This window comes from Brevibacterium sp. LAARM3_SD1 (genome assembly GCF_057364765.1).
On sequence record NZ_JBNFOL010000002.1, the window covers coordinates 112,194 to 124,925 of the forward strand.

The window sequence follows — 12,732 nt, forward strand, 5'->3', positions numbered from 1 at the left end:
ATGCAGTTCTACCTCGACGGCTTCAGACCCGGTGACCCCGAGGTTCACCCCGCCGCTGACAACTCGGGCCACACGACGAACGTGGATGAAGTCGACGTCCTCATCGTCGGCACCGGCCCGGCCGGGACAGTGCTCGCTGCCCAGTTGGCCCAGTTCCCCGACATCACCACCAAAGTCATCGAACGCCGAGGCGGCCCTTTGGAACTCGGCCACGCCGACGGGGTGGCCTGCCGCACCGTAGAGATGTTCGACGCGTTCGGCCTAGCCGAACGACTCATCCGAGAGGCCCACTGGGTCAACGAGACCACCTTCTGGGGCCCGGATACCGAAGGCGGAACCGACGGCATCGTCCGCACCGGTCGCGTCCAAGACGTCGAAGAGGGACTGTCCGAATACCCGCACGTCATCGTCAATCAGGCGCGCATGCAGGACTTCCTCCTCGACCACATGGAGAAGTCACCCACTCGACTGGTTCCCGACTACGGCTATGAGGTCACCGCCGTCACGACCGACGACACTCAGGCGTACCCAGTCGAGGTGACCATGGCCCCGACGGATCCCACAGACACAGCTGAGCCCACGGTAGTGCGCGCCAAGTACGTCGTCGGCTGCGATGGGGCACGCTCGGCAGTGCGCCGATCGCTGGGGATCGAAATGAACGGCGACGCTCGCAACCACGCGTGGGGAGTCATGGACATCTTCGCCGTCACCGACTTCCCCGACATCCGCCTCAAGTCCGCGATCCAGTCAGCTTCCGGCGGAAGCGTGCTCCTCATCCCACGCGAAGGCGGCTACATGATCCGCCTCTACGTCGACCTCGGCGACCTCGATCCAGAAGACCGACAGGCCCGCAGCCGATTCACCTCTGACGAAATCATCGCCGCAGCACAGCGGATCCTCCACCCATACACTCTCGATGTCCGAGACATCGCCTGGTGGTCGGTCTACGAAGTCGGCCAGCGCATCGCCGACCGTTTCGACGACATCACCGCCGATGAAAGGGGCACGCGATCTCCCCGAGTCTTCATCACCGGAGACGCCTGCCATACGCACAGCGCGAAGGCCGGTCAGGGCATGAACGTGTCCATGCAGGACGCGTTCAACCTCGGGTGGAAGCTCGCAGCGGTCGTCCGCGGCCAGAGTCCGGAGCCCCTGCTCGACACCTACGCCGTCGAGCGGCAGGCCATCGCCCAAGAGCTCATCGATTTCGATCTCAAATGGTCGGAGGCCATGGCGGCCAAGCCTGCCGACCCCTCCGATCCGGGTGCCGGTGGGATGAGCGCCCAGGAGCGGCAGCAGATCTTCACCGATGGCGGACGATTCACCGCCGGTTTCGCGACTGAATATCCGCCGAACATGATCACCGGCACCGCCGACCATCAGCAGCTGGCCACCGGCTTCCCCGTCGGCGAGCGCTTCCATTCCGCCCCGGTGATCCGGTTGGCCGATGCGAAGCGCTCGAGCTCGGCCATGAGGCGAGCGCGGACGGGCGGTGGCGTCTCTATCTCTTCGCCGACTCGAACGATCCGCAATCTCCGGACTCGCAGGTCGCCGCACTCTGTCGCTTCCTCGCCGAATCACCGGAATCACCTGTTGTGAAGTACACGCCGGCAGGGGCAGATCCCGATGCGGTCTTCGATGTGCGTGCCGTGTTCCAGCAAGGGCATCGTGAGCTTCCGCTCGAGTCGCTTCCGTCTTTCCTGCTCCCTCGGAAGGGACAGCTGGGCCTCGTCGACTACGAAAAGGTCTACTGCGCGGATCACTCCACGGAATCCGACATCTTCGCTCGCCGCGGCATCGACCGTGACAGTGGTGCACTCGTCGCTGTCCGTCCCGATCAATACGTCGCCCACGTACTTCCGCTTAATGACCACGCCCAGTTGAGTGAGTTCTTCGCCGGAGTCATGACCCCTCAGCACTGATTCGCGAGTAACACCGCACCACAACCGCCGCGGGTGCCGATGTCCTCATCGGTGAGGACATCGGCACCCGTGGTGTTTCGTCTCCCCTCGCCGAGGCGGCGCCGCCGTCACGTCACGACTGCGGCGGAGGCCCAACGACAACGAGGTCGAGTTCAGCCTGAGCCTTCGCGAACCCTTCTGCCGGGAAATGCGGCATTCCACCCTCGACATGGACGTACTCCTCAGTGGGGTCATTCATGTATTCGAAGAACGGTTCGAACACCGGTGGAGTCAGCAGTCCGAGCATGTGCGTGTTGTTTGCTGCGAGAGAGAAGCTGTGGATGGTTCCTGCCGGCGCGTGCAGGAAATCTCCGGGGTTGAGGACCACCTCCTCGCCGTTGGCGTGGAGTTTCACCCGGCCGCCGAGGCAGAGGAAGTTCTCCGAATGCTCCTTGTGGAAGTGCAGCGGGATGTAGGGCGCTTTGGCACCCCTCGTGTCCATGGCGAAGAACTTGCCTCCGGTGTTCCGAGACCGCACCGGATAGGCATTCATCTGCTCGAAGGTCTCAAACCGATCGCCATGCCCGGCCGCGTTCACAAATGGCACCTCGCCGGAGGGCAGATGATTGCCGGGTCGGTCCGCGTCAAGCCCACCAATCATGGATTCGCTGCCGTCGTGAACCGTGATCCCATAACCATCGACGAGTTCGCTGCGCAGCAGTCCGGAGACCGACGAGCTGGGACGTCGGGAGAAGATGTGCGATCCAGTCGTTTCTCCGACTTCATCGGCCAGACGGTGCAGCCACTCCTCAGTGGAATAGAGGAAGAGCGAGTTGATCGTGGCCCCGCCTGCGAGCGAGAACCCCACCCCGGCCGGGATCGATGCCGAATCCCCGCCGATGAGGCGACGGGCACGTGCTCCGAACGTCACACTCACCTCACCCTCTACGACGTGGACGAAAGAATGCCCCGGAACCGTCAGGACCGGAGAGCCCGAACCGCCGGGGAGTGCGATTCGGTACAGCGAGAACTCCCCACCGGTGTCTTTGTGCCGGGCCATCGTCGTCACATGCCAGTCGCCGAGGATGTGGCGCTGCCCTTCGCCCGACGACAGTGCGTACGGGGCGAGCTCCCCAGGGAGTGCATCATGCAGCAGAGCGGTCTTCTGAACGCTCTCCCAATCGAAAACAGTAGTCATTGCAAGCCTTTCGTCGGTCGGTGGCGGTGTGATCGGCGCTCTGCCGGATCAGAATGTGGGTGTGCCGAGGTGGTGTGTGAAGAAATCGCGAACGAGCTCGAGCGATGGATGTTTCCCCTCCGGGGCGAAGCCGCCGCGATTGTCGGCGGTGAATGAGGTCTCGGGTTCGGCCTCCAGGCGGCCATTGTCGAGTCGGACTCCGGGTCCCAGTTCGAGGACCTCGCCGGGATTGAAGAACCCATGCCCGAAGCCTTCGATGAGGTAGAACAGGGACTCGCCACCGTGCGCACTCAGATGCTCGTGGAGCTTCCGAGACTGCTCAGCAGGAACTGCGTTGTCCGCGGTTCCATGGAGGATGAAGAAGGGCGGCGGGTCGCTGATGTCGAGAAATGTCGGGCTCGCCTCGCGGGCACTTTCCCGAAGCGCCTCGTAGGCAGCCGCGGTGGAAGGACATCCGCCGAGGAGGTCCTCCTCGGGAGTGGCGGCGCGACGATGCTCCGGCCCCGTTCCCGACTCCTGCGCTGACGCGTGGTCCGGCAGTCCTGGGAGCAGAGCCGCGATATCGGCAGGTCCATAGCCGTCAACGACGCAGGCCACCTCGGTGGTCAGTCTTTCGTAGCCGACGGGAATCGTCTCTCCGGACAAGTTCATAACGTGCGCGCTCAGCGCCGTGAACGCCGCGATATGAGAGCCTGCAGAGGAACCCCACAGGCCGATCGAGTCACGGTCGAGACCGAAATCGTCGGCATGTCTGCGCAACCAGCGGAGCGCCTGACGGAGGTCGAGAACTTGGGCTGGATGCGGGTGCTCGGGCGCGAGTCGGTAGTCGATGGAGACCATAGCGAATCCGGACGCGCAGAAATGCCGAGTGAAGTCGGGCCGAGCAGTGCGGTCCTGCAGTCTCCAGCCGCCTCCGTGGATCCAGACGATGACGGGCCACCCGGTCTCCGGCGGCCGTCCCGAGGGAACCTCGAGGTCGAAGAGCAGCTGAGGATGAGCCGGGTCGAACGAGACGGTGTGGGTCATGATGCCTCCCGGTGATGAGTCGTGCCGCGCGAAACCTGAGTGCCCGAATGCTGGCTTGCCGCCGACCCGGCTGTCGGTTTCCCGACAGCGTTGAGGAGAGCCGATGACAGATTCGCGTCCGGGTCGGCTCCGCCGGCACCCGCAGACGCCGTGGCCACGATATGGAGGTCCGGCCTGACGAGCACCGCATCCTCACCCCAGTGTTCACGGGCCCCATCGGCGCCAGCGCCCGACAGGCGGATGACGCGCAGGGGGATCGCGTGCTCTCGCGCTGTCCGTTCAAGCGTTTCGGTGGCCAAGTGGCCCGCAGAGTCGCCGGTGATGAAAATGGTGAATCCGTTCGCATCTGGGTACACACTTGCGCCATCCGCGAGGCGAAAATGTGGGAGCAGACATCCGGGCAGCGCCTGGGGACGATACTCGACGGCGTCGACGAAGGGGCGGGGACCTGTAGCGACGCGCGAAGTCCCGGCGTACTCGTATCCGAAGACGAGGCCTTCCGAATGGAACTCGCTGGCCTTGACTGCCAACGCCTCGTGGATCCGAAAACGGACCGCATCGCCCTGCTCGCTTTCCTCGTCGAGCAGCGGGTCGATGAAGTCATAGGCGAGGGCCTTGCCGTTCGCCGCGGCATCGGCGATCATCCGCGCGGCAACTGGACGGCGCTCCTCTTCGTAGCTGTCGAGGAGGCTCGGGTCGGCCCACCCTTCGTGGACGGCGATGAGCTTCCACGCAAGGTTTTCCGCATCGGAGATGCAGGTGTTGAAACCGTGCCCGCCCCACGGCGGATTGAGATGGGCTGCGTCTCCGACGAGGAAGACGGAGCGGCCGCTCTCTCTGCCGCCGTACGAATCGGCGAGCAGCATCCGCGCCGTCCATGAATCGGTGGCGAGCACCTCGATGTCGACCTCGGATCCGACTCCGGTCATTGTCCGAATCGTCGCAGCTACCTCGGCGGGATCGTCGATGGGCTCGCAGCCCTGGAGGATGGCCCACCATGTGCCATCGCGATCGAGTTCGCCGATCATCCCCGAGGCTGTCTCGTTGACGATCCACCATTGCACGGCTGGGTCGATGCTCACCTGTTCGCGCAGCCTCGCCGAGGTGAAGACGACGTTGAAGTTCGGGCGCGGAGCGCTCGTGCCATGGAATGCGATACCCAGCGATTTGCGCACTTGCGAGGTTCCCCCATCGGCTCCGATGATCCACCTCGCCTGCAGATCCACGCTGGAGTCATCCTCGTCGTCGGCAGAGGCGACGGTGACTGTCGATGCCGACAGGTTCGCACCCATTGCTCGAACTCCGGTGATGTAGGTGATGCGATCGCTGTTCGCCGCCGCATCACGCAACACCTGCTCGACCTGAGGCTGGGGGATCTGCTGACCGCATTCCGGTGAGAGCTCGTAGTCACGTCGACGAGTTGGAACGCCTGGTGGAAGCGTCTCAGCTCGTGGCCTCTCAGGCCCGTGGAGAAGATGACGTCCTGGGAATAGGAGACAGGCAGTGCGGCCGTCTCACGGATTGTCTCGGCCAATCCGATGCCGGCCAGCAGCGACATGGTTCGTGCGTTCGTGGTCTTGGCGCGCGGCCGCAACTGGTCGATCTCGGCTCGCGGTTCGATGACGACCGAGTCGATGCCGGAGGCGGCCAGGCGCAGGGCCAGGTAGGTTCCGCTCGGGCCGCCGCCTGCGATGGCGACGGTCGTGCGGTCGGGAACCGAGTCGAGTCCGTGGACGATGGTCACGCAGAGACTCCTTCTGTGGGCATGGACTTGGGTGCGTCTGCGGCTTTATCGCGCAGCGGCATGGTGATGGCCGCGATCACGCCGAGTACAGCGGGGATGGCGAACCACATGGCTGCGGCTCCCGGGGAACCGCCGACGGTGGCGGCGATCGCACCATAGGTGGGTCCGGCGATGGCACCGAGGCGGCCGGCAGCGAGTGCCCAGCCGAGCCCGGTGGCGCGGACCTCGGGCGGATAGTACTGGGCGATGTGATCGTTGATCATGTTCTGGGTTCCCATTCCTCCGACTCCGGCGAAGAAGATCGCGGCGAAGAGCAGGAAGTGGTTCTGAGTCATCGACACTGCCAGCAGCGACAGTGCTGCAACCGAGAAGCCGAGGATGACCATGTACTTCGGTGCCGACTGCTGAGCGATCCACGCGATGACCACAGTACCGATGATGCATCCCAGTGAGTAGATCGAGAGGAACGCGATCGAGGACTGCGCAGCGAATCCGGCACCCTGCATGATGACGGGCAGCCAGGTGGTGATCCCGAACATCGTGAGCATGCTGATTGCGCAGACGATCCAGAACAGCAGCGTCGGCACGAGTTGCCGGGCGGTGAACAGTCGCGCGACCCCGGAGGCACGGTTGCGGCCGGCGCTCACGGGTGCGGTCTTCGCAGCGAGGAACACTTCGGACTCGGGCAGCCACCGCCACACCGCGAACAGCAGGATGAGGGAAAGCCCGCCGAGGGCGTAGACGGGCCGCACTCCGTGGTCGACGACGAGCGCGGTGGCCGTCAGAGCTCCCACGAGTGAGCCGACCGGAGGTCCGGTGAGCACGGCACCGACGGCGAGGGAGACCTTGCCCTTGGGTGCGGACTCGTTCGCGAAGGCCACCGCGGTGGGCAGGACTCCGCCGACCCCGATGCAGGTGATGAAACGGAAGATTGCGAAGACCGTGAAGGTCGGCGCGAGAGCACACAGAATCATCCCGACACTGAAGATGCCGAGCGAGGTCATCAGCAGTCGTCGTCGACCGAGTTTGTCGGTGAGGGTGCCTGCGGCCAGTGATCCAAGCAGCATGCCGACCAGGGCGATGCTGCCGACGGTGCCGGCGAGGCTCTTGGTCACACCCCATTCGGGATTGCCGAGAAAGCCGGGAAGCGTGGCGCCGTAGACGTAGAGGTCGTATCCGTCGCAGAGGAGAGCAATCCAGCAGATGAGGAGGATGGCCCAGGTGGGTGTTCGCAGCTGTGTCATTGGTCTTCGCCTTTGAAGTGGTGGCTGTCTGACAGCGGTGGGTGGAGGTTGTCGTGGATTCAGTTCGTACGTGCGGTGATGCTGTTCGTCAGGGTGCCGAGTCTGTCGACCTCGACCTCGACGGTGTCGCCGGGCTGCAGCAGCCATTCGGGTTCACGGGTGTAGCCGACGCCTTCGGGGGTGCCTGTGGCCAGGAGGTCGCCGGGCCGCAGAGTGAAGGTGCGGGAGATGAGCGCCAGGGTCGACGCAGGTGAGTAGACGATGTCCGAGGTGTTGCCGTCTTGGACGGTCTCACCGTTGACTCGTGTTTGGACACGCAGCCCGTCTGCGAGGCTGCCGACTTCGGATGCGGGGACGATTGGTCCGAGCGGACCCGAATTGTCACCGTTCTTCCCGAGAATCCATTGAGAAGTGAGCTTCTGCGCGATCCGAGAGGTGACATCGTTGAAGGTCGAATAGCCCACGATCGCGGCCTGAGCCTCGTCTTCACTGGCGTCAGCGAGAGTGGCGCCGACATACGCAACGATCTCACCTTCCCAGTCGAGTCCGCGCTCATTGGCGGGAACCGGGATCTCGGCACCGTCGACGCTGAGGCTGCGGGTCCAACGCGCGAAGAGCGTCGGGTGCTCCGGGAAGGCTTCTTCCTTGAAGCTGCCTTCTGCATGGTGGGCACGATAGTTCAGCCCGATGCAGATGACCCGCGCCTCGGGCAGCACCGGCGGAACGACTCGGTAGTCGGCGATGGTGACGACCTCGTCACCTCCCCCGCTGTCGGAGTCAGCTGCTGCCGCGATGTGCACATCGGCATCGGACCAGAATTCGCGGAGTTCCGCGATCACACGCGCCTTCGTGTCAGACACTCGGTCGGCCACGAAGGTGGTGTGGTCGGGAGCTTCCAGTCCGATGAGCTTCATTGCGTCTCCTCGCAGGTTAAAGAACTTAAACATATGTATGTTTTGTATGGTTAAATAGAAATATGGCACAGATCACTGACGATGTCCAGAACACCGCCGAGGCGCTCCTCCCCCGATCGAGCGGTCATTCCCGCCCGCTGTCGCGCGGGGAACACCTCGCCGAAACGATCCGCGAGTCGATCCGCGAACGCAATCTGAACGCGGGCGATTTCTTCGGCACCCTCGAGACCATTCGCGAGGAGACCGGGCTGGCGCGGACGACTGTCAGCGAAGCTGTCAAGCTCCTGCGCGATCGCGGAGTTCTCGTCGTCAAGCCGGGCCGAGGCGGTGGACTCTTCGTGGCGAAGACGACTCCCATCGTGAGGCTGCGCCATACCCTTATGCGTGTCGATGGCGATCCGGCGTCGGCCGCAGACGCCATCGAATTGCGCGAATCTCTCGAAGAGCTCATTGCCGTCAAGGCCGCCATCCACCGCTCAGCAGCCGACTGCCGTGAACTCGATTCGATCCTCGACGAGATGCGGGCCGCCGAATCCTGGGATGGGTTCATGCAGAGCAACTGGAAGCTGCACGCGGCTATCGCGGCGATCTGCCCGAACTCGATGGCCCGCCCCGTCTACGAAAGCACCTTAGGCTTCCTGTCCGGCTCACATGCCGAGCAGGACGGTGAAGTCGATTCGAGTTATTGGGATACCCGCGTCAGAGTCCACGAAGAACTCGTCGCTGCCATTTCTTCGGGTGATCTCGACGCAGTCCGCCAAGCCGTCGCCGCCCACGCTTCACCGCGCGGCTGAGTAGTGAAAGAGACGCCAAGATGACTGACAAGAAGTCCACGCCGTTCCGAGAGTTCCTGTACCCGCAGGGCCACCCACGCATCGATGACCTCAAAGGTCTCGATGCCTATGAGTACCGAGAGGTCGCCAAGGCTCCGGGCACCTTCACCGGCGGTCTCATCGCCGGTTGGGAACCCCTCTACCTCAACGATTTCACCGGCATCACAGCAGACGGGCAGATCATCGAGGACCTCTATCCGCTGACTCCCGCCGAGCCGGGTGAGGAAGCTCCGGTCGCGGACATGCTCGCAGCAGCCCAGGAGCTGTTCGCTGCCTGCTCTGCAGATGAGGTGAAGAAGCTGCGCTACTCGGTTGATGCGGTCGAATGGCAGACCTGGGCCAATCCAGAGTTCATGCAGTTCGACACCGGTCTGCGCCTCGAGTTCACTTCGGAACCGGTTCGACAGGCCGCGTTGGATCTTGTCCGTGCGAGCCTGAGCGAAGAGGGATTCGAACTCACCCAGGGGATGATGCTCATCAATGAATTCCTCGGTGAGGTCGTGGGCTTGGAAAACATCCTCGGCCGGTTCTCATACAATTTCGCCGTCTACGGCACCCCTGACGCCCGAACCCCTTGGGGCTGGCAGCTCTACGGCCATCACTGTGCCGTCAATTGCCTCGTCGTCGAGGGGCGAATGACGGTCTCGCCGGTATTCCATGGGGCAGAGCCGAACGAGATCGACGCCGGCCCGCACGCGGGCCTCCGCTCCTTCGATGATCGTGTCGACGCAGGCACCACGGTTATGGCGCTGATGAGTCAGGACCAACGCGCCGAGGCTGTCGTGTACGAGGAAATCATCGACCCGGCAATGCCCGAAGGTCGCGTTCATCCCGGCGACGAGCGACATCTGGCCGGGGCATTTCAGGACAATCGAGTCATCCCCTATGAGGGCGTTCAGGTCGCATCGCTGGATGCACAGGCTCGGCAAGCCATCTTCGACCTCGTCAGCACTTTCCTCAACATCCTGCCCACGGGACCGCGCCGCGCGAAGCTGCGCGAAGTCGAAGAGCACTTGGATGAATCGTATTTCTGCTGGATCGGAGGACATGAACCAGGTGATGTGTTCTACTACCGGTTCCAGTCACCGGTCCTCATCGTCGAACTCGACCACCACTGCGGGGTATTCCTCGACTATGACACCCCGCAGCGCTTCCATGTTCACACGCTCATGCGTGTCCCCAACGGCAACGACTACGGTCGCGCTTGGGTTCGGCAGTGGAATGGATAGGCCGTTCGGCTGCGCGTTGACTTTCCGTCTCCCCTCACCGAGGCGGCCTGCCCCAGGCGAGACCCCGCCCATTCACTGAGCGACGTATCCCCCGTCGACAGACCACGTGGCGGCGTTGACGAATGAGGCTGCGTCCGAGGCGAGGAAGCACACCACCTCAGCGATCTCACCGGGTGTGCCGAGACGACCGTTGGGCATGCGCTTAACCATCTGGCCCCGCACCGACTCATCGAGTCCCGCGACCAGAGGAGTGTCGACGTACCCCGGAGCCACAGCATTGACCCGGATTCCATCGCGCGCATAGGTCAACCCGGTCGAACGGACCAAGTTGACGATCGCCGCCTTCGACGCAGAATACGATGTCGACTGAGTCTGTCCGACCAGCCCCAGGATCGAGGACACGGCCACGATCGATCCGGAACCGGCCGACCGCATATGCCGAAGAGCATGCTTGAAGCACAACGCCGTCCCCGTGAGATTGATGTCGATGATCTTCCGCCACCGCGCCACGTCGAGGTCATCGATCGGTGCCTTCGGCTCCGCGATCCCCGCATTCGCCACGAGGATGTCGAGCCCGCCGAAGGTTGTCGACGCGTGGTCCATGAGCGCCTCAACATCCTCCTCACTCGAGGCATCAGTCGGAATCGCGGCAACCTGCAGGCCGTCCGCTGCCAGGTCATCCGCACGTTGATGAGCCTGCTCGGAGATGTCACCGATCATCACCTTCGCGTCTCGGCGAGCGAGCATCTCCGCGATCGCCGCGCCGATCCCCGAGGCGGCCCCGGTGACGACGGCGGTGCGCCCTTCAAACGGCCGCGTGCTCTCCGGGACGACCTCCGTCGCCAGCACCGCTTCGGTCACGACCGGACCTGTTCAGCACGTTCGGTGGCACTCCGACCGCCGTTCTCGGCTGCGAGATCGGCAATGTCGCGGCCCATCCTGTAGCCGAAGACCAGCGCAGGCCCGATATGGGATCCGTAGCCGGGGTAGCCCCCGCCGAAAGCCGACACCGCCGAGGCGCCCACGGAGTACAGTCCTGGAATCGTCGTTCCGTCTTCGCGGACGACGCCCGAATGCCCGTCCGTCTGCAACCCTGCAAAGGATCCCAGGTCACCCATCTGCACCTTCGCTGCATAGTAGGGAGCCTTATCCAGCGGCGCCAGATTGGGATTCGGCTTGTGCTCGGGGTCGCCCCGGAAATGGTTGTAGGCCGTCGACCCGCGCCCGAATTCCGGATCCTCGCCGACCCGAGCCCCTTCGTTGAAACTCTCCACCGTGCTCCGCAGGTTCTCGGCAGGCACTCCGAGTTTCCCTGCCAGCTCCTCGAGGCTTCCACCGCGGATGAGGTATCCAGTGTCGTAGAAGTACTTGCGCGGGATCGGCCAGGGTTTGGCATAGCCGATCCCGTACTTGTGCATGCATTTCTCGTCGGCGATGACCCAGGCTTCGGTGCGGCGAGCGCCCTTCTCGTGGTCGAGCATGGCTCGGCCGAAGTCGTGGTAGCTCAGCGCTTCATTGCCGAACCGTTTGCCCTCGGAGTCGACAGTGATCATGCCCGGAAGGCCGATCTGCCGCAGGTGCGGGAACAGCCTCTGCCGCCCGTCGAGGTGCTTGAACACCGTCACCGGAGCCCACGAACCCGGAGTGAAGACATCGTTGTTGATGTAGCCCCCGGCACTGATGGCCATTTCCGCCGACGTCCCATTGTGTCCCTGCGTCGGGGTGAAGTGGTTGTCACCATTCGGGTCATGGGGGAAGTACTTCGTCCGCAGCGCCTCGTTGCCGGTGAATCCGCCTCCGGCGAGCACTACACCGAGGCGAGCGCGTACAGTGCCCGCATTCTTGCCCGACAGCTCCGCACCGATCACCTCGCCGTTCTCGTCCTGGATGAGACGATCGACCGGGGTCAAGGTCCAGATCCGCACCCCGAGCTTGAGCGCCGAAGCGACCATCCGGGTGATCAGCGCCGAACCGTTCGTCCGCTTCAGCGGCTGCTGGGACACGGCCTTGTCAGCCCACGTCTTCAGCAGCTTGCGGGCGACATAGGTGAACGACTTCACCGACTGATTCGCGTGGAAGAACTCGTTGAGATCCGGCCCCACCTGGGGCATGTAGCCGAACACCGTATAGGACGACAGATACGGCTGCAGCTCCTTGCGCCTGTCCCCCAGCATCCGCACGTCCGCATCGTCGGGGAGGATGGCGCGACCTCCGATGCGAGCGCCGGGAAGATCCATCTGATAGTCAGGAGCCTTTTCCGGGTAGACGAAGTTGACCTCGGTGTTGTCCTCGAAGAACGTGATCGCCTCAGGCACGGTGTCGAGGAAGTCGGAAACCCGTGACGAGTCGAAGGTGTCCGGCGCCAATGCGCGCAAGTAGATTTCGGCTTCTTCGCGGGTGTCCTCGGTGCGTTCCGCTCCCTTGGGGTTGCCGGGCACCCAGGCCCATCCCGCCGAGATCGCGGTGGTCCCGCCGAAGTGCGGTGCCTGTTCGGCGACGATGACATTGAGACCCTGGTGGGCCGCGGTGATCGCGGTGGCCAGGCCCGAGGCTCCGGAGCCGACGACGAGGACGTCGCAGATCGCATCGGCACCGTCGGTGAGGTCGGGGTGGGAGGTGGAAGTCATGGAGTGAGTTCTCCTT

The 12,732-nt window shown here is 63.8% G+C and carries 9 protein-coding genes and 2 pseudogenes; 3 read left to right on the plus strand and 8 right to left on the minus strand.

All coding sequences use genetic code 11. The features are described 5' to 3' along the window. Positions 1–1,922 (plus strand): annotated as a pseudogene (locus tag AC2W7L_RS01570) (FAD-binding monooxygenase). A gap of 112 nt (positions 1,923–2,034) precedes the next feature. Here the strand turns inward: AC2W7L_RS01570 and AC2W7L_RS01575 are convergent. The 6 genes and pseudogenes from AC2W7L_RS01575 to AC2W7L_RS01600 form a co-directional block, all read right to left on the minus strand. Next, positions 2,035–3,099 carry a cupin domain-containing protein gene (locus AC2W7L_RS01575; RefSeq protein ID WP_486002963.1) on the minus strand — a complete coding sequence of 355 codons (1,065 nt, stop codon included), beginning with the start codon at positions 3,097–3,099 and terminating at the stop codon, positions 2,035–2,037. Between the two features lie 48 nt (positions 3,100–3,147). Continuing rightward, positions 3,148–4,125, minus strand: a complete 978-nt coding sequence (locus AC2W7L_RS01580; RefSeq protein WP_486002964.1) for an alpha/beta hydrolase fold domain-containing protein — start codon at positions 4,123–4,125, stop codon at positions 3,148–3,150. After that, positions 4,122–5,501, minus strand: a complete 1,380-nt coding sequence (locus AC2W7L_RS01585) for an FAD-dependent monooxygenase (RefSeq protein WP_486003038.1) — start codon at positions 5,499–5,501, stop codon at positions 4,122–4,124. Before AC2W7L_RS01585 ends, AC2W7L_RS01580 begins: the two co-directional genes overlap by 4 nt. A 185-nt stretch (positions 5,502–5,686) precedes the next feature. Beyond that, a pseudogene (locus tag AC2W7L_RS01590) lies at positions 5,687–5,869 on the minus strand (FAD-dependent monooxygenase); the annotation flags it as partial. Further along, on the minus strand, positions 5,866–7,113 hold the full coding sequence (locus AC2W7L_RS01595) for an MFS transporter (protein ID WP_486002965.1): 1,248 nt from the start codon (positions 7,111–7,113) through the stop codon (positions 5,866–5,868). The pseudogene AC2W7L_RS01590 and the gene AC2W7L_RS01595, both read right to left, overlap by 4 nt. Before the next feature lie 59 nt (positions 7,114–7,172). Continuing rightward, entirely contained in the window at positions 7,173–8,027 is an 855-nt protein-coding gene (locus AC2W7L_RS01600) for a fumarylacetoacetate hydrolase family protein (RefSeq protein WP_486002966.1), read from the minus strand. Positions 8,028–8,089: 62 nt separating this feature from the next. Here AC2W7L_RS01600 and AC2W7L_RS01605 point away from each other — a divergent pair, with 62 nt between their 5' ends. Together AC2W7L_RS01605 and AC2W7L_RS01610 are read left to right on the plus strand one after the other, a co-directional pair. After that, positions 8,090–8,821 (plus strand): FadR/GntR family transcriptional regulator, encoded by a 732-nt coding sequence (locus tag AC2W7L_RS01605; protein WP_486002967.1) that lies wholly within the window; start codon positions 8,090–8,092, stop codon positions 8,819–8,821. A 20-nt stretch (positions 8,822–8,841) separates the two neighbouring features. Next, positions 8,842–10,089 carry a DUF3500 domain-containing protein gene (locus AC2W7L_RS01610; RefSeq protein ID WP_486002968.1) on the plus strand — a complete coding sequence of 416 codons (1,248 nt, stop codon included), beginning with the start codon at positions 8,842–8,844 and terminating at the stop codon, positions 10,087–10,089. A 72-nt stretch (positions 10,090–10,161) separates the two neighbouring features. Here AC2W7L_RS01610 and chcB2 read toward each other — a convergent pair whose 3' ends face one another. Both chcB2 and chcC2 read right to left on the minus strand, forming a co-directional pair. Next, positions 10,162–10,950: a cis-4-hydroxycyclohexanecarboxylate dehydrogenase gene (gene chcB2 / locus AC2W7L_RS01615; RefSeq protein ID WP_486002969.1), complete on the minus strand. Its 789-nt coding sequence runs from the start codon at positions 10,948–10,950 to the stop codon at positions 10,162–10,164. Continuing rightward, positions 10,947–12,716, minus strand: coding sequence for a 4-oxocyclohex-2-ene-1-carboxylate 5-dehydrogenase (chcC2, locus tag AC2W7L_RS01620; protein ID WP_486002970.1), 1,770 nt, complete (start codon positions 12,714–12,716; stop codon positions 10,947–10,949). Before chcC2 ends, chcB2 begins: the two co-directional genes overlap by 4 nt. Positions 12,717–12,732 lie beyond the last annotated feature (16 nt).